Origin of the sequence: Shewanella maritima (genome assembly GCF_043643735.1) — a bacterium.
GTDB lineage: Bacteria > Pseudomonadota > Gammaproteobacteria > Enterobacterales > Shewanellaceae > Shewanella > Shewanella maritima_A.
This window is the reverse complement of sequence record NZ_JBHZSM010000010.1, coordinates 28,766-52,456: the sequence shown is the minus strand read 5'-3', so window position 1 is coordinate 52,456 and position 23,691 is coordinate 28,766. Positions and strand designations below refer to the sequence as shown.

At 41.6% G+C, this 23,691-nt stretch carries 21 protein-coding genes; 14 read left to right on the top strand and 7 right to left on the bottom strand.

What is annotated here, in order from left to right:
* Positions 1-24: 24 nt before the first annotated feature.
* Positions 25-1,833, bottom strand: a complete 1,809-nt coding sequence (locus tag ACHUGF_RS11940; protein ID WP_394131460.1) for a hypothetical protein — start codon at positions 1,831-1,833, stop codon at positions 25-27.
* A 374-nt stretch (positions 1,834-2,207) separates the two neighbouring features.
* Here ACHUGF_RS11940 and ACHUGF_RS11935 point away from each other — a divergent pair, with 374 nt between their 5' ends.
* The 4 genes from ACHUGF_RS11935 (at position 2,208) to ACHUGF_RS11920 (ending at position 5,808) form a co-directional block, all read left to right on the top strand.
* Positions 2,208-2,708 carry a hypothetical protein gene (locus ACHUGF_RS11935; RefSeq protein ID WP_394131459.1) on the top strand — a complete coding sequence of 167 codons (501 nt, stop codon included), beginning with the start codon at positions 2,208-2,210 and terminating at the stop codon, positions 2,706-2,708.
* Between the two features lie 59 nt (positions 2,709-2,767).
* A complete protein-coding gene (locus tag ACHUGF_RS11930; RefSeq protein ID WP_394131457.1) occupies positions 2,768-3,811 on the top strand; it encodes a hypothetical protein in 1,044 nt (347 codons plus the stop codon).
* A 63-nt stretch (positions 3,812-3,874) separates the two neighbouring features.
* Positions 3,875-4,579: a hypothetical protein gene (locus ACHUGF_RS11925; RefSeq protein ID WP_394131455.1), complete on the top strand. Its 705-nt coding sequence runs from the start codon at positions 3,875-3,877 to the stop codon at positions 4,577-4,579.
* Between the two features lie 125 nt (positions 4,580-4,704).
* Positions 4,705-5,808: an alpha/beta hydrolase gene (locus ACHUGF_RS11920; RefSeq protein WP_394131454.1), complete on the top strand. Its 1,104-nt coding sequence runs from the start codon at positions 4,705-4,707 to the stop codon at positions 5,806-5,808.
* Positions 5,809-5,906: 98 nt separating this feature from the next.
* Here ACHUGF_RS11920 and ACHUGF_RS11915 read toward each other — a convergent pair whose 3' ends face one another.
* Positions 5,907-8,357, bottom strand: a complete 2,451-nt coding sequence (locus ACHUGF_RS11915) for an Ig-like domain-containing protein (RefSeq protein ID WP_394131452.1) — start codon at positions 8,355-8,357, stop codon at positions 5,907-5,909.
* A gap of 373 nt (positions 8,358-8,730) precedes the next feature.
* Between ACHUGF_RS11915 and hemG the strand changes: the two genes are divergently transcribed.
* Both hemG and ACHUGF_RS11905 read left to right on the top strand, forming a co-directional pair.
* The gene (gene hemG / locus ACHUGF_RS11910; protein ID WP_394131450.1) at positions 8,731-9,252 is read left to right on the top strand and encodes a menaquinone-dependent protoporphyrinogen IX dehydrogenase; all 522 of its coding nucleotides are present in this window, start codon (positions 8,731-8,733) and stop codon (positions 9,250-9,252) included.
* Positions 9,253-9,262: 10 nt separating this feature from the next.
* Positions 9,263-9,787 carry a cytochrome b/b6 domain-containing protein gene (locus tag ACHUGF_RS11905; RefSeq protein ID WP_394131449.1) on the top strand — a complete coding sequence of 175 codons (525 nt, stop codon included), beginning with the start codon at positions 9,263-9,265 and terminating at the stop codon, positions 9,785-9,787.
* A gap of 59 nt (positions 9,788-9,846) precedes the next feature.
* On the opposite strand, the gene ACHUGF_RS11900 is transcribed toward ACHUGF_RS11905, so the two are convergent.
* The 5 genes from ACHUGF_RS11900 to lolB form a co-directional block, all read right to left on the bottom strand.
* Positions 9,847-10,503: a thiol:disulfide interchange protein DsbA/DsbL gene (locus ACHUGF_RS11900; protein WP_394131448.1), complete on the bottom strand. Its 657-nt coding sequence runs from the start codon at positions 10,501-10,503 to the stop codon at positions 9,847-9,849.
* Positions 10,504-10,772: 269 nt separating this feature from the next.
* The gene (locus ACHUGF_RS11895; protein ID WP_394131446.1) at positions 10,773-11,426 is read right to left on the bottom strand and encodes a DNA-J related domain-containing protein; all 654 of its coding nucleotides are present in this window, start codon (positions 11,424-11,426) and stop codon (positions 10,773-10,775) included.
* A 183-nt stretch (positions 11,427-11,609) separates the two neighbouring features.
* Entirely contained in the window at positions 11,610-12,557 is a 948-nt protein-coding gene (locus ACHUGF_RS11890; protein WP_394131445.1) for a ribose-phosphate pyrophosphokinase, read from the bottom strand.
* A gap of 69 nt (positions 12,558-12,626) precedes the next feature.
* Entirely contained in the window at positions 12,627-13,481 is an 855-nt protein-coding gene (gene ispE / locus ACHUGF_RS11885) for a 4-(cytidine 5'-diphospho)-2-C-methyl-D-erythritol kinase (RefSeq protein ID WP_394131443.1), read from the bottom strand.
* Positions 13,482-13,492: 11 nt separating this feature from the next.
* Positions 13,493-14,155 carry a lipoprotein insertase outer membrane protein LolB gene (lolB, locus tag ACHUGF_RS11880; protein WP_394131441.1) on the bottom strand — a complete coding sequence of 221 codons (663 nt, stop codon included), beginning with the start codon at positions 14,153-14,155 and terminating at the stop codon, positions 13,493-13,495.
* Positions 14,156-14,331: 176 nt separating this feature from the next.
* Between lolB and hemA the strand changes: the two genes are divergently transcribed.
* From hemA to ACHUGF_RS11840, 8 genes are all read left to right on the top strand, one after another.
* Positions 14,332-15,582 (top strand): glutamyl-tRNA reductase, encoded by a 1,251-nt coding sequence (hemA, locus tag ACHUGF_RS11875; RefSeq protein WP_394131439.1) that lies wholly within the window; start codon positions 14,332-14,334, stop codon positions 15,580-15,582.
* Positions 15,583-15,597: 15 nt separating this feature from the next.
* The gene (prfA, locus tag ACHUGF_RS11870; protein ID WP_394131438.1) at positions 15,598-16,683 is read left to right on the top strand and encodes a peptide chain release factor 1; all 1,086 of its coding nucleotides are present in this window, start codon (positions 15,598-15,600) and stop codon (positions 16,681-16,683) included.
* Between the two features lie 9 nt (positions 16,684-16,692).
* The gene (prmC, locus tag ACHUGF_RS11865) at positions 16,693-17,571 is read left to right on the top strand and encodes a peptide chain release factor N(5)-glutamine methyltransferase (RefSeq protein WP_394131436.1); all 879 of its coding nucleotides are present in this window, start codon (positions 16,693-16,695) and stop codon (positions 17,569-17,571) included.
* A 76-nt stretch (positions 17,572-17,647) separates the two neighbouring features.
* Positions 17,648-18,043 (top strand): SirB2 family protein, encoded by a 396-nt coding sequence (locus tag ACHUGF_RS11860; protein WP_394131434.1) that lies wholly within the window; start codon positions 17,648-17,650, stop codon positions 18,041-18,043.
* An 11-nt stretch (positions 18,044-18,054) separates the two neighbouring features.
* Positions 18,055-18,846 carry a SirB1 family protein gene (locus tag ACHUGF_RS11855; RefSeq protein WP_394131432.1) on the top strand — a complete coding sequence of 264 codons (792 nt, stop codon included), beginning with the start codon at positions 18,055-18,057 and terminating at the stop codon, positions 18,844-18,846.
* Between the two features lie 242 nt (positions 18,847-19,088).
* Positions 19,089-20,342 carry a DUF819 family protein gene (locus tag ACHUGF_RS11850; RefSeq protein WP_394131431.1) on the top strand — a complete coding sequence of 418 codons (1,254 nt, stop codon included), beginning with the start codon at positions 19,089-19,091 and terminating at the stop codon, positions 20,340-20,342.
* Positions 20,343-20,432: 90 nt separating this feature from the next.
* On the top strand, positions 20,433-21,281 hold the full coding sequence (gene kdsA, locus ACHUGF_RS11845; protein ID WP_394131429.1) for a 3-deoxy-8-phosphooctulonate synthase: 849 nt from the start codon (positions 20,433-20,435) through the stop codon (positions 21,279-21,281).
* Between the two features lie 291 nt (positions 21,282-21,572).
* Entirely contained in the window at positions 21,573-23,678 is a 2,106-nt protein-coding gene (locus ACHUGF_RS11840) for a TonB-dependent siderophore receptor (protein ID WP_394131427.1), read from the top strand.
* Positions 23,679-23,691: the final 13 nt, after the last annotated feature.

Here is a 23,691-nt window from a genome sequence, read left to right as displayed (position 1 = left end):
CCATCAATGATGGGCGTATGTGAGTTATAGACTTTTTAGGTGTTCGAATAGCGTTTCAGTAAAACCATCACTGTTATCGTAGCTGTAGATAAATTCAGGGTAGCTCTGTGACCAATCCGCTGTTTGGTATAGCGAAACCTCTTCCAATTGGTTTGTTGCCATACCAAGTTCAACCTTGTAAAAATCTGGGTTAGTAAAGGCTTGAAGCGCTGGTTGAAGAATGACCTCGTCAACTTTAACAATATCGCTTTCGTTTGGTCCGGTAATTAATGACCAGCTATAACTCGCTTCATTGGCTGGGTTGTAGAAGGTTTGATCGACTTCATTAATCATGAGGTCGGTAGGGTCTTCAAAAGGCAGCAAGCTTTTGGCGACAATGGCAGTGGTCAGCTGCTGTATATCGCTTATCATAGTTTCTAACGCATAGGTCATGTAATCATCTTTTACTCGGCACATGACATCGATATCTTGCTCTGCACTAAAGGTGTACACCACATTTGGCCAAGAGACATCAGCCAGCGCTAACTCTGGTGGCGTTGCAGCTAAAACAGACGCCCAATAGGTTGATTGAGTATCAACTTTGCTAAAGGTGAAATTGACCATGGCATCATCAACCATAAATTGGGCTGAGCGGGTGTTGTTCTCATATTGGTAAGGGGCTATCGGGACAACTGGCGAGGTTCCGTCGTCGAAATCCCATGATTGCGTTGTCTGATTCCAACATTCTTCGAGTACTTCACCAGCTTCATTTTCTTGTTCAAAGTCAAAAGTGACATGGTTAAAGCCGTCAGCAGACAGGGTGCCGAATAACATCTTGCTTTCATCTGCAAGAGTGGCAAAAGACAAACTTGGGGTGATGCTAAGGCCGACAGTGTGACTCAGTGATTCCGCATCACTAAAGAAGTTATTCTCTATCACCTGCCAATCGCTTTCACTCATGATGCGATCGTCATATGGGTTGTCAATATAACCAAGCATTGTCAGTGAGTTATTGATCAAAAAGCTGGCTTCAATTGAGTTGCTTGCTAAGTACTCTAGCGTGCTCATCTCAGATCCATCGATCAAATCGGTAAGCTGGGTAAAAATATTTGCAAGCAGCTCTTCAACAACTAAGGTCTCGAATGCGATATCAGTAAAAATTAACTCTAAATAATCAATTAACTGCTCAATAATGACTGTTCTACTGAGCACATACTCTTCATTTGCAATCAGATAAACATTGCCTTCAACTTCGCCTATCAGGGCTTTTAATGTGGTTTCAAGCTTAACTAATAAAGCCTCTACTTGTGCATCAGAAAGGTCTTGGGCGACCATTTCTAAATAACGACGATGCTCAAGATTAGTGAAATAGTTAATGGCGCCTTCATGGGCTTGCCTAGCAAATAATGTGGCTTCACCGTCCGTATTGACCACAGGCATTGCACTGATTTTATTCGCTGTTAAAGATTGTTTTGCTGCGCCACTGAAAGTGAACTTACCTGGAGTAAGTGCAGCAGCGCTGGCTTGAGTCCAAGATGCAATAAGCTGATATTCAAATACTTCAGTGTTACTCACCCAATCAATTTGGTAAGCCCCTTGGCTATCTGTGATAGCTGTTGGCTCATCACTTTCACAAACCTGATTTTGGTTGATATCCACACATACTTCGGCACCAACCACTACGTCATGGTAGGTAACAACCCCTTTAACTTGCCTGTCGAAAGTGTTGCCAGAGGGGGTGTCGTCATCTGTATCAAAAATATCCATTTCCGATAAGTTGTCACAACCGCTAAGTAGGTAAATAGAGAGAAGAGAAGCAATAATAGATTTTGAACGATTAAGGTTAAATTGCACTTTGTATCCTTACGGGCAATAAATGAATGTCAGGCGATATTATGGATGTACTTAGTGTGATTTAATATTATCAACATGGGTGTATTGGCCTTATTTTGATATACCAATTTCAATGGGAAACATGATCCCAAAATGCGAACAAGATAGAGGTTGATATATATGAGTGATGGCTTTGAGTTGCTTAAGCCATCGTGTTGGCGGGATACATCCAAACAGGCATAGTAATAGCGCTCTCCTTACCTATGTGGCTAATTGTAATCCAATTAGTCGTTTGATAGCTTCAGCAAATATTTAACGTCGTGACTTGATGGATTTAGTCACACTTGGTTTTCGTTAGATTTATTTTGAATGAAAGGCAACTTAAAGGGATGGGAGTGAAAGATATTTTACATAACGCTATACAGAGTAGCATTGATTTTTTAGTTGGAGAAATGAAGGCGTTAATAATAAAACTGACTATTGTGAGTTCATTGTTGATATGTATAAATGCCAATGCCCTTGAGCGGTTCGCTGGTTTAGAAGATGGCTCAGATGACAACCTAAGAGCAGTCTGTAGAGACTATATGGTGAATAGTTTTTTGAAGAATGACCCTGAGCTTTTCTTTCATTTACTACCCAAATCAATGATTAGCAGAGCAGAGCGACTTGAGAGGAAATGGTACGAAGGGCATTTAAAGCGTTTTGGTCCTGAGCCTTTAACTCAGTATGATTTTTTTGAGATGAAAGATAATATTAAACATTCAGAATATAAAGGACTAAAAACAAAAAGTATCAAAGTAAGGTATAAAGCAGGGATCATGAAACAGAATAAAGGGTCTTCCTGTTACTTTAAACGCCATGAAGATGGGCGTTGGTATTTTGGGAAAAAACCGTAAACAACACAACAAGGCCTATGTTTATAGGCCTTGTTTCATAATGGCATTAAAGGGATGTAATGAGCTATAAAATTTGTAAGCAAACGGATGAATGTATCTTATTAAAAGACACAGGTGGTATTTTTGATTTCCTTTTTAGTCTTTTCCTCGCGGCTTTAGGAATCGGAGCATTTTACCTTGCGTGGTATGGCTATCAGGAAACTGACAAGCTTTGGGTATCAGTTGTCATCGCTATGATTGGTTGCTGCCTTTTCCTACCAACATTTAAAGTAAATCGTTTGGTGGTAGATGCGAGCAATAAGCAGATTATTAAAACTAAATCTTGGTTTGGGGTAACCTCAGAGAAAGAAGTTGTGACCAACAGTAACTTATCCATGCTGGAAATGTCGGGCTTTTCCTATGAAAAAATCGAGGGTTTGACTGAGCACTCAAGCCTAGTCAGAGTTCATTATTTGTTGACCTTTTTTAGCAAACCGGAATGGCAACTGCTCATTCGTGATCTGCCTACTATGCTAAATGTCGCCTTATTTATTGAGCGGAATTTTGATGCAAATATTGCAATCAAAACTGAGGGAACTAGGCATCAATTTAGTGCGCTTGGTTTATTGAAAAACTATCAAAAGGTCGACTTGCCAGAGTGTTCGATGGTCGCGGAAACTGGGTTTCAACAATTAGGTGTTGACTTTGGTGGTTTTGCTCGTTTTAAATTCTGGTTAGCCTCATTAATGAGCATTAGCTGGATTTTCATTGCACTATGGCTTGTGCTGTATACAGATGTGCTTGAGGATATTGGCAGTATTCCTACACCAGTGTTGCAAGTGGCAGTGTTTGTATTCGTCGCAGTGTTGAGTAGCTTGTATATAAACGCTAGCTTTCCTGCGACGCTTAAAATCGATCACGGTCAGTTGATTGTGAAAAATAGCTTATTGAAAGCGAGACGCTACCCCTTGGCTGATGTGATTGGAGCCGTAAACTTCCTCAACATCACTTTTTTGCTAACTAAGCATGGTGTAGAAAGACTAGCGTATAACCTCCCGCCTCGCATAGTTATGCTATTCACACCTGGTTGCTGCCATTCATTAAGAGGTAGTTTCCGTTTTTAATGATTTGCTTTGCATTGATCTTATGGTGAACAAAGCAAAGTGAGTAATTTTAAGGAGTGTAGATTGAAACAAGAGTCAGGTGATGGCAACGTGGATGCTGTTGCATTGGATGATAAACGATGGTTTTTTGATTTCCGTATCAAAGGAATGAGCGAGTTTGATGACAGCTCTATTGTTAATCTCGCAATCACCAGATTGTTTTATCCTTTGCCGTTTATCACTTCGTTAGTCATTCTCATTGTCATGCTTGGTATAGCTGCTGCGCCTTTGAGTATTGCAGATGATGGACTTGCGCGAATGTTTGCCTTGGTCAATTTTGCTATAGTACCGATTTACTTTATTGCCCGCTGGGTTTTGGTACGACTTCACTATGGCAGCAAGCTATCTAAGCAGTGTATCGTCAGTCGCGATAAGCTTATTCTGCCTGGTAGTGCGGTTATCAATAAACCAAAAGGCAAGTATGTTATTGAGCGTGAGCAAATAAAGCAGGTAAAAGTCATATATAAGTCTAGGCATGCGCGCGTTTTTGGTATTCGTAACCACATTGTTGGCACTGAGTTTATATTGCTATCGGGCGAAACAGTCTACCTTGATGCCCTCTATTTTCCGTTAAAACAGCTATTTTATATGCTGCTTTTCTTTGGCTATCCGATTAGCACTGTTCATGGTCAATATTCTTTTAAATCACTTATAGCAATTGTATTTACTGTATTTCCGGTGCTGGCAAGCATGGTTATTTACGCAGCTGTGGTTGAGTCTTACCTCTAGATTCTTTTATTAGCTTAGTACTTGTGCATACGTTTGCATCAATTCCTTGCTTGCTAAAGCAGGCGTGCTCGCCAATCATAAAGTTAATAAGCCGTTGGGCTGACCATGATTGTCAAGAGGGTTATATGACTAACGATAATGATGAAACGACTTCTACTCATTCACCTTTTACTACAAAGAAGATGGTTAAGGCTGCGATGTTTAATCCTGTTGTGCTACTAGGAACTGTAATGGCTTTACTTCTTGCTGGTGGCACCTTATTTAGTGCTCATGTTCATGCAATAAGCAAGGCGCAGCAGGGTGAGCAAGATATTCAGTCTAGCCCAATGGCCAATGAGTTACTCAAAGTGCCTATGCCAAACGTATCACAAGGGCAGATCCAAAGGCTTAATAGCGCTGATATCGATTTTGCAGGTATTACACGAAGACCAATCGATGTATGGCTGCCTGAGGATTACCCTGCAAAAGCCCCTTATGCAGTGGTGTATATGCATGATGGCCAGATGCTATACGATGCAGAGCAATCTTGGAATAAAACGTCATGGGAGATGGATGAAGCATCGGCAAAGCTTAATCAGTCTGGCGAAGTCAAACCGTTTATTGTTGTCGGTGTGCACAATGCGGGACCGTCGCGTCATAGCGAGTATTTCCCGCAAAAGCCCTTTGAGTCGTTAACAGCAAATATTCAAGCCGAGCTCTATAAAGATAAGCGCAGTGAGTCAGAAGACTTATTTCATCAGCGTATCTATTCCGATAAGTATGCCGCCTTTTTAGCTAAGTCGTTAAAGCCTTATATTGATAGCCAGTTTGAAGTCGCCAGTGACAAATCCAACACCTTCGTTATGGGGTCCAGTATGGGTGGGTTAATTTCATGGTATACCGCGTTAGAGTATCCTACTGTGTTTGGTGGCGCTGCCTGCTTATCTACTCATTGGCCGGGCGCATTTTTCAGTGAAAATAACCCGATTCCTGAAGCGTTTAACAATTATCTCGTGAAAAAGTTATCAACCAATCCGCAAGTAAAGTTGTACTTTGATTATGGTGACCAAACGCTTGATGCCATGTATCCACCATTACAAAAGCAAGTTGACGCAATCTTTCGCGCAAGTTATCCAACGACATTGTGGCAAAGCCATTTCTATAAAGGAGAAGCTCATACTGAAAAGGCCTGGGCTAAGCGGGTTGCAGTGCCATTATCATTTCTGCTAAAAAAGCCGGAGAGTGACTAGCTCATCTTAAATATTGCTAGCTACATAATTTATGAAAAAGCTCTCAATCACTTTGCGTGAAGAGAGCTTTTAGGTTTACTGAAGCCGATAATTATGAATTATTGACGTAATTGTAATGTCCAAATATTACTACCAACGATATAAATTGTGCCGTCTATACTAAATATTGGCGTAACAATGCTGATGCTGCTAGGGACTGCAAACATTTCTAAATCGGTAATCCAACCTTCTTGCTCATTATGGTAGGCAATACCAAAGTCAAAAATTGAAAATAATTCCTGCTGCTTATTTGGATTAGCAATTGTCGAAATATCTCCCTGCTTTACCATAAAGTAATCTGAATAAGATTGTTTATTACGGGTAGATAAAGGTGTGATTTCATCTTTTCCATCTGCAGTGTAAACGTCAATAACATAGCTATTATCGCTTAGCTGTGTTCTGCCAAAAATAGTAAAGAAAGAACTATCTTCAAATTGCCCTATGATTGGCCAGTCTGCTGCTGCATGACTGTACACCATTGAGCCTGAAGTGTTGGCAACATAAGTCGGAGTGTTGCTTAAGCCATGTTGCCAAATATATGCCCCTGCCGTTGTTGTTACATCTGACTTATTTAACACTGGGCAAGAAGCACCCATTGAAGCTAGGCTGTTATCGTTTGAAGCGATGAAGCTAAATTTGTCATGACAATAGACATCGTCATTACCATAACTTATCACTTGAGATTCTTCCCAGCTAGCAGATGTAATTGAGAAACGATGTATTTGTGCTTCTTGATATAACGGAGATGAAGTCAGCGAGCGAGTATCTAGAGCAATAATCTGATCGGTTAACCCTGGTATTTGCGTGAAGATGCCATATTTTGTTTCATAATTAGTCCAGCTTTTGTCTGCAAAGGTATATTTATATGGCGTCAGCTGCTTATTAAACGTATACGCTACAAATAAGTCCCCGTTTTGATCAAACATATAGCTACTAAAATTGATATTGAAAAACGCTGAGTGATAGCCAGTTAAGTCAATTGAGTTTAGGTCTCCTGTACTCAAGTTGTATCTGAAATGACTATAGTCATTGACAGCATTTTTAATGGTTAATAAATAGTAGCCATTGCCACCGCCGTTATACTGTTGGTTATGCTCAACCTGACCTTGACTAATTAATATTGCGTCTGCAGAGCTCCCAACAGTGGTGAGATAAATATTATCTGTGCTGGCAGCATGCCATATTTGATGGATATTGTTACCTGATTGGAAGCTTTGTACTAAAGTACTTTGGGCTGCAATACTATGCGGTTGTTGAAGATGCCATTGGTATACCTCAGGGTTATCTGTCACTGTCACGTTAAGTTTTGGTGTTGTCGTTAAGTCGTCAATCAGCGATAAATCAAGCAAAATTTGCTGAAACTCATCTTCTATTCCACTCATTGTGAAGGACGAATCTCCCGCTCGGATTGCACGTACTCTATCGGCGTTGTCGGCACTCTTTATCAAAATTGACAGGTTAGATTCATCACTGTCGGCGCCGACATGACTGATGTTGTTTTGCCAGTTGAAGCTTACTGTTGAATTATCTGAATACTCAATGGTTAAGTGATCAGGTAGCACTTCCCCTTCTGTTAATTGCAAAGTGCCATTGGCGATACTTGGGTGGGTTCCAGTAATGACTGGAGGCAGCACTTCTAGACTAATTTGCGCCTCTTTACCATCGTATTGTGCAGTGATACTAACCATCCCATCTTTGATTGCAGAAACTAAGCCTGTTTGAGTAACAAGGGCAATGGTGTCGTTGGTACTTGACCAGTTGATATCATCTGAAATTATTGTGTTGCCTGAGGCGTATTGACCTTGAACGGCGAGTTGTAAGCTGTCGCCAATATCTAACCTTGTGTCTTGGTTAGTAATGGTAATGGATTGTAATGGATCAGCTACAGTCACTGTCACTATTTCACTGAAGTCTTGATATGTGGCGGTAATTTGAACAGAACCAGCACTGTGCGCCGTTGCTGCACCATCAGCGGAGATGCTGATAATTGCATCATTACTCGATAGCCAGTTAGTTTGTTGAGTGACATCTTCAATGGTGTCACTTAAATACTTCGCTTCAGCCATAAAGGTGAAGCTGTCGTTAACGATGGCTGTTACTTCTCCAGAGATTGAGAAGCTATTTACCATATCCATAACGCTGACATTAACTTGCGATGTTTTGTTTTGATAGCTAGCAATTAGAGTCACATCACCAATTGATTGCAGCTGCAGACTACCTGCGGAAATACTGAAGCTATCAGCCGGAATGCTACTCCAGGTAATGTTATTAAATGCGACATCGGTAGATGAGCCGTCAGACCAATTTGCACTTAGGGTGGTTGAAACTGTGTCACCATACATCACCTCTGTTTGAGAGGTTGATAGGGAAATGTCGTTTAAAGTGACTTCTTCAACAGGTGGCTCTACAGGCGGTTCAATAGGTGCAGGGGAGTCTGAGCTGCCTCCGCAGGCCGTTAACAATGTAATACTTCCTAAGATTACAGTTATTTTTAAGTTATCCACTATCATCAAAAAACTCCTTTTAGATTGCAAATAGAGATATTTTTTTGGAGAAAATTAGCTCGACATAATTAAGATTGAGCTAAATAATTGAAATCTAACACTATGTTTTTAAAGGTTAAATTTGTTGCAGATATTACTTTCTAGTTAACGTTATGTATAGGTTTTGGTGGTGGGTTTCGTGTGACATATTGTTACCGGCGATCAACTTCAATTAGATGCCTTTTGTTATTTCAGATAGAAATGGAAAGGTGTTGTGATGAATTCAGTAAAAGGTGAGAAGCGTTTGCTCGAATAACAGGCCGTGATCTGTTTCAAGTACAAGTTTATAAGAGTAAGCTATTATGCTTTATCACTTTATTGTTTGTAACATTGAGAGCAAATGAGCCACATTTTATTAATTCATTCAAGCGTTCATGGTCAAACCGTGAAAATCTGCGAATACATGAAGCAAAAAGCCGAATCCCAAGGTGTGAAAGTGACCTTGGCGACACTAGCTGACAATCCGTCTGTTGAAGGTTTTGATAAGGTGTTTATCGGAGCGAGTATTCGTCATGGTAAGCATCGCCCAGCGCTTTATCAATTTATTGAAGCGAATAAAGAGAAACTAGAAGCAGTGCCCAATGGCTTTTTCTCGGTGAGCTTGGTGGCCCGTAAGCCAATGAAAAATACACCAGAAACGAATATGTACTATCAAGCATTTTTAAAACAAAGTGTTTGGCAGCCCCAAGTGCAAGAAGTATTTGGTGGGAACTTAGATTATCAATTCTATGGCCCTGTCGATCGTAACATCATCCGCTTTATCATGTGGATAACCAAAGGGCCAACTGATCCACATACTAAAGTTGAGTACACCGACTGGGATAAAGTCGATAATTATGTGCAGCGCATGATCGATGCATAAGGTGGTGTAAGTGAAGCTTCCTTCTGTTGTTCATTCTCTTGCTGAAAAGCTACACATTATCGTGCTTTCGTTGTGTGTGATTTTAGTGGTGAGCAGTCCTTGGATTATTATTGGCCGTCGATTACGTTCAAACGCATCTTTCTGGGACCAATTACATGTCTATTTAGGCACTGTGGCTGCCATCCTTGGTTTACTGTTTGTTATTAAGTGTTGTCTAAATGGCGGCTGGCGACAGTTTTTCCCTTGGTTAACTCTCGATTTTTCACAGTTAATTGCTGACATTAAAGGTTTTTTTCAAGGAAAGTTACCTAGTTCTGGTGGTAAGGGCCTATTTAGCTTTGTTGAAGGCTTTGGGTTAATTTTGCTTGCTGGTGTGTGTATTACTGGATTGTTATGGTTAGCTTTTCAGGGGCAAACAGATGCTGTGACATGGCGTAAATACCATCTTCTATTTGCTCAGGGATTTACTGGCTTCATTGTGGTCCATTGTTTGTTTGCCGTTGTCCATGTGATTGAGATGGTGAGAAATTCATAGCTGTTATGTAGATACAAAAAAGGCGCTCATTGAGCGCCTTTTTTAATGGGAACTAGCGGTTATTTTTTCTCAAGCGCGAGGTAGTTAATTAGTTCTACCATTTGCTCAAGGCTACGCATTTCACTCATGTTAACTAGGTATTTATCGTTAACTAAGAAGCTAGGTACGCTTTGAATACGGAACATGACTTGCTCTTGGCGCCATTTTGAAATAGTGGCATTGGTCGCTTCGCTGTCAGCAGCTTTGTCGTATGCAGCTCCGTCAATACCATACTCGGCAAACACTTTTTTGATGTCGTCACGAGAATTGATTTTTGATTCGTGCTTGTGGCCGTGAGAACCGTGATCGTGGTGACCATCGTCGCTACCTTGGATAGCGGCAAACATAGCGAGTGTAAGCTCATGCTTTTTGTCTGACTCGTTCATTACGGCTAAAGAACGCATCACTTCTGTGCCAATATCGCTATTCATGAAGTCAACGTGCTTGTTTTCAAACGCCACATCTTTGTTGATGTGTGATTTGATAAATGGCAGGTATTGGGTTTCCATGTTGTAACAGTTGTGGCAGTAGAATGAGAAGTACTCACTGACCTTTGGTTCACTCGGGGCAACCTGGTTCGAAACCTGAACGTAATGCTGACCTTCAACAAATTGTGCGGCAAAGCTGGTAAATGGAGCAACGGCTAATGTAAGCGCTAATGCGACATGTTTGAACATATGGACCTCAGTTTAAATAAGCAACTCAAAATGAGTTACAAAAGGGATTGCTAAATTATGGCTGATCTACAAAAGATTAAAAGACCTGAGTGACTTATCTATGATTATTTTGTGACATTTGAATGAGATCCCATTCAAATATTTGCACTAATGTTCCTTCACACTTGTCGGGCTTGATTGATCTAACACCTTGAATCAACACCAAGGTGTGCAAGGTGAATTAAGTTTTCAATCTTGGATATCAAGTTGAGTATATTAAAAGCAAGGTGTCACTCAGTTTGAGGATTTGGTCTAAGGGTTTGCCAAGCTTCGCATATAGCTCGGAACTGTTCAGCATTACCCTCATCACGGTCAGGGTGCCATTTTAATGCGAGTTTGCGCCACTGCTTGCGGATATCTTTGTTACTGGCGCTGGCATCTAACTCAAACACATTAAGCGCTTGTGTTTTATTCATCAAGCTGGGATTAATACCGATATATTCTTGGTAACTGCTCCAGAAAGCATCAAGCATTTCGCGTACAACATTGCTGCAAGTGTCGTAATGTTGCCAATCAAGATAGTACTCTCTTAAAGCCGCGTCTTGTTGATGTAATACATCAGCGTTATTTGGGACGATGCGAAACAGCTGGATCTCCATGGCCTGAACTTGCAACCATTGGCGTGGAAGCAAGATGTCTTGTAATTCATACAAGGCATTCATCAGCAAGAAGTTACGTTTGAATAAATCTTTTTCAGGCTCTGGATCTAAATCGTGCATTAAGCCTTTTGCCTGTAATTCACTGGCAAGGTGATGTACTTTCCAGCTGTGGTTTGAGGATTTGAGAAGGCTTAGAAGGGGCCAAATGAGAGGGTTGTCTCCCTTGAGCGCTTTGACATCTGAATTTGCTGGCTGAGCAATCACCGCAGTGTTGGTCATTAACATAAGATCATTTGTGGTCGCGTTGGCAATAATTCTACTATGCCATAGCGATCAGCAATGGCAAGTATAAATATTGCTCAATTTGTTACGTGGGAGTAGGCAAGCAGAAGTTGTATCGGCAAGTAATGATTTTCAGCCATAAAAAAACGCACTCAATTGAGTGCGTTTTCATCATGTTACATCTGATTAGTGACGGAACATTGCAGAGATTGACTCTTCGTTGCTGACGCGACGAATCGCTTCAGCTAACACAGCAGACATGGTCAACTGTGATACTTTACCGACTTTAAGCATTTCTTCACTTAGCGGTACCGTGTCAGTCACAATCACTTCATCGATAACAGAGTTAGCGATGTTTTGTGGTGCTGAACCAGAAAATACTGGGTGAGTAGCGTAAGCAAATACGCGGTTAGCACCATGTTCTTTTAGTGCTTCAGCTGCTTTAGACAGTGTGCCACCAGTATCAATCATGTCATCAACGATGATACAGTCGCGACCTTGAACATCACCAATGATGTGCATAACTTGGGCAACGTTAGCTTGAGGACGACGCTTATCGATGATGGCTAAATCAGTATCATCAAGTAGCTTAGCTACTGCGCGAGCGCGTACTACACCACCAATGTCAGGTGATACCACCACTGGGTTGTCTAGTTTCTTAGCTAGCATATCTTCAAGTAACACTGGGCTACCGAAAACGTTGTCTACTGGCACATCAAAGAAGCCTTGAATTTGCTCAGCGTGTAAATCACAAGTCAATACACGGTCAACGCCAACACTTGATAAGAAGTCAGCAACAACTTTCGCAGTAATCGGTACACGGGCACTGCGTACGCGGCGATCTTGACGGGCATAACCAAAGTATGGAATTACCGCAGTGATACGGCCAGCAGATGCACGACGTAATGCGTCAACCATAACAATCAATTCCATTAGATTATCATTGGTAGGAGCACAGGTAGATTGGATGATGAAAACATCCGCACCACGTACGTTCTCATTGATCTGAACACTGATTTCACCGTCGCTGAAACGGCCTACAACTGCATCGCCAAGCTTGCAGAATAAACGGTCAGCAATTTTTTCGGCTAATTTTGGGGTAGCGTTACCAGCAAAGAGCTTGATGTCGGGCACTTTATGAACCTCAGGTGTTGGCTTTAAGAATAACTAAAACGACAACTTAGTCGAATTAGAAGAAATTTGTTACGGTTGCTCAAGTCGTGTCATTAACGGTGACTTGTTTAAACCTTTAGCAACAAAGCCTTGCATTGGTTTTGGCAAATTAGCCAAAGTATCAAGTGCTTGTTGCTTAGCTTCGAAGATACCAAAGACGCATGCTCCAGTACCTGTCATTCGAGACGGCGCATATTCTAGCAGCCACTGTAATGCATTGCCAACTTGAGGGTAGATTTTTGCGACAAGCTTTTGGCAGTCATTACTCCATGTATTGCTCATTAAAGAATACATATCTAGCTTGGGTGTATTACGTGGTAGGTCGGGATGTTGAAATATCTTTTGGGTGGAAACATGCACGTCAGGTGTAATGACAAGGTAGTACTTTTCAGGTGGGTGAACGGTTTGTAATTGTTCACCAACACCTTCAGCAAATGCCGCATAACCTCTAATAAAAACAGGGACATCCGCACCTAATGCTAAACCAATTTCGCACAATTTTTCTACAGGTAAATTGGTATGCCATAACTCGTTTAAGGCGACTAAAGTGGTCGCCGCATCTGAAGAGCCGCCACCTAAACCGCCGCCCATTGGCAGCAGTTTTTCGAGCCAAATTTCTGCACCACCAGAAAATCCAGTGTATTTTTGCAGGGATTTTGCAGCTTTAAGAATTAAGTTATCGCTATCAGCGACAACATTAGACATATTTGAGTGTAAATGTATCTCACTGGATTCGGTAATATGAAAATCGAGATAGTCACAGCAATCGATAAACTGAAATAACGTTTGTAAGTTATGATAGCCATCTTGTCGTTGCCCAGTAATGTGCAAAAAAAGATTCAACTTAGCTGGGGCTGGCCAACTTTTAGAAATGGGCAGTTTCATGGTTTATCCTGCTATTTTTCATCAGCTTGCATTGCTTGCCATTGATTTGTTTGTATTCGAATACTGACATCGTTACGTTTTACTGTAATCAGTCTTGGGACTTGCGTGCCACTTTGTTGTTGCCAACGAGTAAATGCCACTTGCCAAGTACCATTAACATCATTACTAACTAATGCTTCAATAGTACCATCTGCATTATAGCTGACAATTTCATCTGTAATATTGGCTTGGCCAGTTATCCATAAAGGTAGACTGTCTAGCGGGATGCTAATTTGTAGCATGCTATCTAATAGCGCTTGCGCATTGTCATTTTGATAAGTCTTGCCATCCGCTTCGAGTATTGCGCCCTGCTGATTGCTTTTTAGGGTTAATAATGTGGTACCAATAAAGGTAGTGAGTCTTAAGTCATCGCCTAACGGTTGATGAAACCAATATAAGTTAGTACTAAATTTGTCAGTGGCCGAACGGACTGCTATCTTGCCTTGCAGTTCCCATGCTTTAGCTTGCTCTACCGAGGTGACATCAATTGCGCTGAAATTAGGAGCAGGAGCTATGGCACAGCCTTGAACTATTAGTGCTGTACAAATGACTAAAATTGCATGAGTAATGGTGCGTTTAAGGTGAGAGACCGTCAAAATAGCGCTCGCGTTTAAGCTAGATTTATTGTTCATCATACTGGTGGATTATAAAGATGTAAAAATGCTTTTACTCAAAGCCATTGAAATTAATATTTAAAAAATAAAAGTTAGACATATATTCGGTTTTGTTAACCCTATTGTGTTTTTAATTTGGGCATTTCAGTAGAATAGCCTAATTAACGTGATCAAGAACAACTTTAAAACGAGTTAGAATGAGTTTAGTAGTCATTGGGATAAACCATAAAACAGCTACGGTAGATTTACGTGAGAAGGTCGCCTTTTCTCCTGACCGAATCCACGATGCGATGAAAAGTCTTGCGAGTCGCAGTGCGACTGGTGAAGCAGTAATCGTGTCGACTTGTAACCGTACTGAGCTATACAGTAATAACGCGAAAGTTGAAGATGTCATTGAGTGGCTAGAAGAATATCATGAGCTAGATCATGAAGCCCTGATGCCTTGTGTTTATGCCTATGAAGATCAGATTGCTGCGAAGCACTTAATGCGCGTTGCTTCTGGTTTGGATTCATTAGTATTGGGCGAGCCGCAAATCTTAGGCCAAGTGAAGCAGGCTTTTGTGAAAGCAAAAGAAGCGGGTACGACGGCAGTGACAATCGATCGCTTTTTCCAAACCACTTTTGCGGTAGCCAAAAAAGTACGTACCGAAACTGAAATTGGTGCGGCAGCTGTATCTGTGGCATTTGCTGCGGTTAGTATGGCGAAACATATCTTTGCATCACTAAAAACCACCAAAGTGTTACTCATTGGTGCCGGTGAAACCATCGAATTGGTTGCTAAGCATTTAAAAGATCAAGAAGTTGAATCGATAGTCGTTGCTAACCGCACCGTTGAGCGTGCACAGGCAATGTGTGAAGAGTTTAACGCGACGGCTATTACCTTGCCGGAAATTCCAGAGCATTTACCGAAAGCGGATATTGTGATTTCTTCTACTGCGAGCCCTTTACCTATTTTAGGCAAAGGTATGGTAGAAAAAGCCCTCAAACAGCGTCGTCATCAGCCCATGTTGTTGGTGGATATTGCTGTTCCGAGAGATATTGAAGCAGAAGTCGGTGAGTTAGACGACGCTTTCCTTTATACTGTTGACGATCTACATAGTATCATTGAACAAAATATGGCTTCTCGTAAGGAAGCCGCAGAGCAAGCAGAGCTCATTGCAGAAGAACAATCACACTTATTCATTGAGTGGGTTCGTTCTTTACAGTCTGTTGATAGTATTCGTGAATATCGTAGCCAGAGTTTGGCGATAAAAGATGAGTTAGTCGAGCGCGCGTTGAACAAAATTGAGCAAGGCGGCAATGGCGAGCAAGTGATTTTAGAGTTAGCGAACAAGTTAACCAATCGTTTGATCCACGCACCAACTCAAGCTTTAACATCAGCCAGCCGCCAAGGTGACTTGAATACTTTAGGACAATTACGCATTGCGCTAGGCCTAGATAAACACTAAAGGTTAGCTGTCTACATGAAACAATCCGTTATTCGCAAGCTTGAAGGCTTGCTTGAGCGTAATGAAGAAGTCTTAGCATTACTCAGTGATGCCAGTGTTATTGCGGATCAAGACCGCTTTCGCACCCTATCAAAAGAATATGCCCAACTTGAAGACGTAGTAAAAAGCTTTAAGGCATTCCAGCAAGCGCAAGAAGACCTAGAGTCGGCTGAAATGATGTTGGAAGAAGACGACGCAGAAATGCGTGAAATGGCGCAAGAAGAAATAAAAGAAGCCAAACAAAGCCTTGCTGAATTAGAAGATCAATTACAGATTCTATTGCTACCTAAAGATCCAAATGACGACCGTAACGCCTTCATTGAAATTCGTGCAGGTGCTGGTGGTGATGAAGCCGCTATTTTTGCCGGTGACTTATTCCGCATGTACAGCCGTTACTGTGAAGCAAATAAATGGCAAATGGAAATCATGAATGCCAATGAAGGTGAGCATGGTGGCTATAAAGAGCTGATCGTACAAGTCACCGGTGATGGTGTATACGGGAAGCTTAAATTTGAGTCTGGCGGACACCGCGTGCAACGTGTACCAGAGACTGAATCTCAGGGGCGTGTACATACTTCAGCGGTAACGGTTGTGGTGTTACCTGAAGTACCAGAAGCTGAACAAATTTCGATTAACCCTGCTGACTTAAAAGTCGACACTTTCCGCGCGTCAGGCGCAGGTGGTCAGCACGTTAACAAAACCGATTCAGCCATTCGTATCACCCACGTGCCTTCTGGCATTGTCGTGGAATGTCAGGACCAACGTTCACAACACAAAAACCGTGCTCAAGCGATGAGTGTACTTTCTGCTCGTCTGCAAGCGGTAGAAGATGAGAAACGACGTAGTGAAGAAGAGTCTACTCGCCGTAACTTAGTTGCAAGTGGTGATCGTTCTGAACGTATTCGTACTTATAACTTCCCTCAAGGACGCATGAGTGAGCATCGAATTAACCTTACCTTGTATCGTTTAGGCGAGATCATGGAAGGGGATTTAAATGCCATCATCGAACCTCTTATGCAAGAAGAGCAAGCTGATAAGCTTGCGGATCTGGCTAACGACTAAGGGGTTTGCTTGTCTGAGCCAATCAATTCAACCATTGCAGAGTCTCTGCAATGGGCCCAATCTAATTTAACTGATACTTCTGAATCTCCTCAAGTAGATGCAGAAGTATTGCTAGGGCATTGCTTAAATAAAAATCGTGCTTACTTGTATGCGTTTTCTGAACAAGAGCTGCATATTGATGTGTTGCATCAATTCAAAGCACTTATTCATCGACGTCAGCAAGGCCAACCTGTCGCACATATCATTGGTCAACGAGAGTTTTGGTCATTGGCATTTATTGTTAATGACACCACCTTAATTCCAAGACCTGATACTGAAATATTGGTTGAAACAGCACTGAATCTTCCATTATCAGATCAAGCTAATGTGCTTGATTTAGGTACTGGTACCGGCGCTATTGCCCTTTCTCTAGCCAGTGAAAAACCACAATGGTGCATCACAGCAGTTGATAAAGTGGATGATGCAGTGGCTTTGGCAAAGTTGAATCGCAGCCAATTAAAGCTTGAACAGGTGAAAATTATTCAATCTGATTGGTTTAGTTCGGTGTCTGAACAGCGTTTTGATTTAATTGTGTCTAATCCGCCGTATATTGAAGAAGACGATGAACACTTGTTGATGGGGGATGTGCGTTTCGAACCCAAAAGTGCCTTAACAGCACCGCAGCAAGGTTTTGCTGACTTGTTTCAAATTGCCGACGAAGCGCGTGGCTATCTCACTGATGGTGGTTACATTCTGCTAGAACACGGTTACCAACAAGCGGTGGCGGTGAGACAAAAGTTAACAGATTTAGGCTATGAAAATGTCGCCACAGTGCGTGACTTTGGCAGTAATGAACGTTGTACTTTAGGGCAGTGGTTTGCTGCTAAAGGTAACGAAAATCTAATTTAGCAAATTTTACCTTTGCTCAGTTTGTCGCTACACTGGCGGCAATTTTGTATTCCAAAAAGAAATTGAGAATTAAAAAATGGAAACATTTTATAGTTTATATCCTGCAGTAAAACACACTCACTTATTGTTCGTTGCATTAAGCGTCGCATTCTTTGTATTGCGTTTTGGTCTGCACTTGAAGCAGTCTCCTTTAATGGAAAAGAAATTCCTTAAAGTTGCACCACATGTGATTGATACTTTCTTATTAGTGTCAGGCTTTACACTTTGCTTTATGATTAGACAGTACCCATTCGTTGATGCTTGGATGACCGAGAAAATTATCTGCGTTGTGGCGTACATTCTATTAGGGATCATGGCACTGAAGTCTAACCGTAATAAACTATTTAAGTTTTTCGCCTTTTTCGGTGCGATCGGTTGGTTAGTGTTAGCGGCCAAGCTGGCTCATTTTAAACAAGTTGTATTAATGGGTTAATTGATTCTTCCATGTCGAAAAATGTACATTTAGATAATGCTGTTTCGCTACCTGAAACGGCATTTGAGCTATCTGAGCACCTAGGGTTCTCGTCAGCAAAATCAGCTTTATGGTCTTGGTACGAACTGTCAGGTTCGGTACTGAGCCTGTATGTGGTTGATCAACAAGCACGTCTTGATGGGTTATTTAACTGGTTTTACAATGATTTAGGCTTCTGTGCTAAAGAAGACTATTTTACTGTGGAAGCAGCTGACTTAGCGACCTGTATTACCAAACGCCAAGGTAACAGCACCACACTTTCAACACTATTAGTATTGTTGGCTAAACAATTAGATTTGCCCTTAGAGGCCGTGCTATTGCCCGGGCATACTGTGCTTCGCAGCAAAATTAATGACAACATCGTCTACCACGACCCATTTAATGGTCAGGAACTCAGCCGTAAACAGTTACACAATTTTGTGCGCGGTGAATTGGGCAACGAAGCTAGGCTTACCCCCAAACACATAAAAGTGGGTACAGTTAAAAAGCTGATCAGCCGCATGCTAAACGAATTGAAGGCGGCCTGTATTGTGGCGCAAAAATTTGAAGCGGCAATGGAGTGTTGCAACTTAATGCTGCAATGGCACCCAGGCGATGTACATTTAAATCGTGAACGTGCTTTCATTGCGCAGCAGCTAGGTTGTATTAAAGTGGCTATTTCAGACTTGCAGCATTTTATCGATAACAGTCCACATGATCCTGTCACTGAGCTGGTGAAAATTCAATTAAAAGAATTGAGCCAAGTGCCTCAAGTTATTCACTAATTATTTCAATCATTCGAGCCGGTTAATCTAATCGGCTTACGGTTTTATTGCCGCAAGTAAGTTGTTAACGCCCTCACGGTGTAACACTTTGGCGCAAATGTGACAGGCTTTGCAGGAAAGCAAAGGGCTTTTCTCTACAATGTTGCAGCTTCACTGATATACATGGATTACCACTCAGACTAATATTGGGTGGCAAAATAATAAAAAATGCTACAGCAGTAGTGTTGCAAGGGAGATAAGGCATGACAACGTCTGCAATGGTCACTAATGACGCCACGGTTTTAGGTTTATTGGCCGTAATTTTGGGGGGAGTATTTTATACTTACTCTTCAGCGCATCCATTTTGGAAAAAGTTTTATAAAGTTATCCCCGCGTTGTTGCTGTGCTATTTCTTACCTTCTTTACTGAATACTTTTGGCATCGTCGATGGCCATACCTCAAATCTTTATTACGTCGCCTCGCGTTACTTGCTTCCCGCGTGTTTAGTCTTGTTGATCCTCAGTGTTGATTTAAAAGCAATTTTAAGCCTTGGCCCTAAAGCAATTGTGATGTTTTTAACCGGCACAGTGGGGATTGTTATCGGTGGACCAATTGCATTACTGATTATTTCTGCCATTAACCCAGATGTATTAGGCGGTAATGGCCCAGATGCCGTTTGGCGAGGTATGACAACCCTTGCGGGTAGCTGGATTGGCGGTGGTGCTAATCAGGCGTCAATGAAAGAAATCTATGAAGTTGGCGGTGATATTTTCTCTGTCATGGTGACGGTTGATGTGATTGTCGCCAATATTTGGATGGCTGTTTTACTGTTAATGGCAGCTCGAGCGAAACAAATTGATGCGAAAACGGGCGCTGACACCAGTGCTATTGAAGCCTTAAAAGTGAAGGTTGAACAGTACCATGCAGAGAACTCTCGTATAGCTTCGTTACGTGATTTAATGTTGATTGTTGCTATTGGTTTTGGTGTTACAGGGTTTGCTCATTTAGCCGCTGACTTTTTGGGGCCATTTTTTGAAACCAACTACCCACAAACTCGTGACTACAGCCTGACATCAAAGTTTTTCTGGTTGGTGGTCATCGTCACTTCTATTGGTTTAGCACTGTCATTTACCAAGGTAAGGCACATTGAAGCTGCTGGTGCCTCAAAAGTTGCATCGGTGTTTTTATATATTCTAGTGGCCACCATTGGTTTACATATGGATGTGTCTAAGTTGGCTGATGAACAAAACTTATGGTATTTCGCTATCGGTATGATTTGGATGCTGGTGCACGCCAGTTTTATGTTAATTGTGGCCAAGCTAATTAAAGCGCCATTATTTTATATGGCTGTGGGCAGTCAGGCCAATGTCGGTGGCGCAGCATCTGCGCCAGTTGTTGCTGCGGCGTTCCATCCTGCATTAGCGCCGGTTGGTGTGTTGTTAGCTGTGCTAGGCTATGCTGTGGGAACATATATGGCATGGTTATGTGGTCAATTGTTACAGATCATCGCCGTATAACAGATTAACCTTAGCTTTAATAATATTCGCGGTATAATGAGCCCATTCATGTCGCATTGCGACCAGTGTTGATTAAAGAGATTATTTACTATGGAACAAAAAATCATAGGCGTTAATGCAATTGAGGTTGCCAACGACAAACCGTTTGTGTTGTTTGGTGGTATGAATGTGCTGGAGTCACGTGACCTTGCCATGTCAATTGCTGAGCATTATGTTGAAGTGACCCAAAAACTCGGTATTCCTTACGTATTCAAAGCATCATTTGATAAAGCTAATCGCTCTTCAGTCAATTCTTACCGAGGTCCTGGTATGGATGAAGGTTTGAAGATTTTTGAAGAAATTAAATCAACGTTTAATGTGCCTATCATTACCGATGTGCACGAGACTCATCAGTGCCAGCCGGTTGCTGACGTTGTCGATGTTATTCAGCTTCCTGCTTTCCTTGCCCGTCAAACGGATTTAGTCGTAGCAATGGCTAAAACTGGCGCGGTGATTAATGTGAAAAAACCGCAATTCTTAGCTCCTCATGAAATGCGCCACATCATTACTAAGTTTAACGAAGCGGGTAATGACAATATTATGCTGTGCGAGCGTGGTTCTAGCTTTGGTTACAATAATCTTGTTGTTGATATGCTAGGTATGGATGAGATGAAGCAGTCGGGATATCCCGTTATTTTTGATGCAACCCATGCACTGCAACGTCCTGGTGGTCGTGCTGATAGTGCGGGTGGACGCCGTGCTCAAGCCACTGAGTTGGCACGTAGTGGAATGGCGCTTGGTATTGCAGGTTTGTTCATTGAAGCGCACCCAGATCCGGATAACGCTAAGTGCGACGGCCCATGTGCATTGCCTTTAAAGCAGCTAGAAGGCTATCTTACTCAAATGAAAGCATTAGATGAGTTAGTAAAATCATTCGAACCGCTCGATACCAGTAAATAGCATTTTTATTTAGCATTTAACTTTAGTGACATAGTTTGCAGGTACACTAGGCATATTGTGTTGACTGAACTTTATATTTGGAAGCTTCGGACAATGGTTCGAAGCTTTTTTGTATATGCATCACTGCCTTATTGGCTGCTACAAAGGCTTAAGTTAGGCATTAATTTAGTGCCGCATTTCAATGAGTGATGCGTACTATTACTTGTTGAAAATATTGGTAACTTTAAACATATATAAAGTTATGTTATAACGTAACATTAATTTTTTTGTAAGATCCCTTAGAGAAGTCACGTGAAAAAGTTGTTTGTATATTCATTACTGTTTGTTTCCCATAATGCACTTGCACAAGGTACTGATATTTCAGAGCCTGAAGACATTGAACGTATTCAAGTTAACAGGTTATGGCAACCTTACCGTGGCAATGTGCCATTGATTGAGACGCCGCAAGCGGTGGACCGCATCAGCGCAGATGTCATTGAGCAAGAAGGCATTACACGTTTTATGGATGCATTGGATTTCTCACCAAGCATTGTTAGACAAAATAACTCGGGTGGTTTATTTGATAGTTTCGCAATCCGTGGTTTTTCAGGCGATGAAAATAACCCAACGGGCTACCTAGTAAATGGTTTTAATTCACGTGGCTACAATGGTAATCGCAATACAGCGAACATAGAAACCATTGAAGTCATGAAGGGACCCGGCTCTGCGTTATATGGACAGGGCGAGCCCGGTGGTACCATTAATATCATCACTAAAAAGCCGCAGTTTGAACAACAAGGTTACATCCAAGGTACGCTAGGCAATTACAATCAAAAGCAAGTTGAATTTGATCACACGAGTGGTGTCACTGACGATGTCGCCTATCGCGTAAATGGTTTCTATGAAGATTCAGACACCTTCCGTGATCATGTTGATATTCAAAGCTTTCACTTAAGCCCATCTCTTTTATGGAATATCTCTGATAGAACAAGCGTAAGCTATGAAATGGAGATTCTTGATCAGAGAAAGCCATTAGAACGTGGTGTTTATGTACTGGATAATGATTTTGATTCAGTCAATGTGAAAGATTTTTACGGTGATCCTCGTGATGGCGACCATAGAGTTGAAGCTTTGGGACACCAGTTGGTATTAAATCACTCACTCAGTGACAATTGGCATTTATTGGCTGGGCTTGCTTATCGTGACTCGTCTTTTAAAGGTCAGTCATCTGATACGGAACTTTCTGACGGCCGTCAGTTGATTTATACCAATCCAGATCTCTTATCAAGACAACGCAGAGAGCGCGATTATCAAGCACAAGATTTATCAGGACGCTTTGAACTTAGTGGTGATGTGATGCTCGGTAGCGTTAAAAATAATCTTTTAGTCGGCTTAGATTATTATAACTTCCAGTTAGATACCGATTACCGCGTATGGCGAACGGCTTGGGGCTCAGGCGATCCTACCTATGCCATTGATCCAAATAATCCTGATTACACTTTAGATCAACCTGAAACAACACCGACAACCTTGACCTCTGAAGAACAGCGCGGTTTGGGCTTTTATGCTCAAGATTTGATTGAATTGACTGATAGAACCAAGTTGTTACTCGGGGTTAGAGTCGATAGATTCAAGCAAGATATATGGAATAAATTAGATGATGAGTATCAATCACAAGAGCAGACTGAAGTGTCTTCAAGGTTTGGTCTGGTTTATGAGCTGAACGACAATATCAATTTGTATACGAGTTATGCTGAAGGCTTTAGGCCGAACCCAGGTCTTGATTCAGATAGAAATGCATTTGAACCTGAACAAACTAAGTCTTTTGAAGTTGGAGTTAAATGGCAGAATATTGCCGATCGTTTCTCCGGTAGTATTGCTTTATTTGATGCTGAAAAGACGAACATGTTAACAGCAGAGCCAGATACTGGACTTTCAGCAACACTAGGTGAAGTAGAAAGCCAAGGTGTTGAATTTCAGTTGTCGGCTTACCTAACTGATGATACGACCGTAGAAGTCGCCTACGCTTATACTGATGCTAAAACAGCTAAAGATTTGGTGGATAATGACTGGGGGGGGCCAATTCCTAAAGGTTCCCGCCTAATCAATGTTGCAGAGCATTCAGGGCATGTGTCATTAAGGCATTATACCAATGTGATGGGGAAAAATGCGCACTTCGGTGCAACGGTGAATTATGTAGGCGATCGGTTGGGTGAAACCACCGATCCAGAATACATTTTACCAGCTTATACCTTAGTCAATTTGTCAGGTGAAGTTGAATTGAGTCAACAGTTTAGCGTGAAGTTTGACGTTAACAACTTATTCAACGAGAAGTATTTTGAAAGTTCATATCATAAGCTATGGACCATGCCTGGTGAGCCAATCAACTTCAACGTGAGCATGAAATACCAATTCTAAACACACAAGTTAA

Coding starts and splice junctions, on each gene's coding strand:
- ACHUGF_RS11915 (WP_394131452.1), bottom strand. CDS start 8,357: ATGATAGTGGATAACTTAAAAATAACTGTAATCTTAGGAAGTATTACA.
- prfA (WP_394131438.1), top strand. CDS start 15,598: ATGAAACAATCCGTTATTCGCAAGCTTGAAGGCTTGCTTGAGCGTAAT.
- lolB (WP_394131441.1), bottom strand. CDS start 14,155: ATGATGAACAATAAATCTAGCTTAAACGCGAGCGCTATTTTGACGGTC.
- ACHUGF_RS11900 (WP_394131448.1), bottom strand. CDS start 10,503: ATGTTCAAACATGTCGCATTAGCGCTTACATTAGCCGTTGCTCCATTT.
- ACHUGF_RS11860 (WP_394131434.1), top strand. CDS start 17,648: ATGGAAACATTTTATAGTTTATATCCTGCAGTAAAACACACTCACTTA.
- ACHUGF_RS11850 (WP_394131431.1), top strand. CDS start 19,089: ATGACAACGTCTGCAATGGTCACTAATGACGCCACGGTTTTAGGTTTA.
- ACHUGF_RS11855 (WP_394131432.1), top strand. CDS start 18,055: ATGTCGAAAAATGTACATTTAGATAATGCTGTTTCGCTACCTGAAACG.
- ispE (WP_394131443.1), bottom strand. CDS start 13,481: ATGAAACTGCCCATTTCTAAAAGTTGGCCAGCCCCAGCTAAGTTGAAT.
- hemA (WP_394131439.1), top strand. CDS start 14,332: ATGAGTTTAGTAGTCATTGGGATAAACCATAAAACAGCTACGGTAGAT.
- ACHUGF_RS11930 (WP_394131457.1), top strand. CDS start 2,768: ATGAGCTATAAAATTTGTAAGCAAACGGATGAATGTATCTTATTAAAA.
- kdsA (WP_394131429.1), top strand. CDS start 20,433: ATGGAACAAAAAATCATAGGCGTTAATGCAATTGAGGTTGCCAACGAC.
- ACHUGF_RS11920 (WP_394131454.1), top strand. CDS start 4,705: ATGACTAACGATAATGATGAAACGACTTCTACTCATTCACCTTTTACT.
- ACHUGF_RS11895 (WP_394131446.1), bottom strand. CDS start 11,426: ATGTTAATGACCAACACTGCGGTGATTGCTCAGCCAGCAAATTCAGAT.
- hemG (WP_394131450.1), top strand. CDS start 8,731: ATGAGCCACATTTTATTAATTCATTCAAGCGTTCATGGTCAAACCGTG.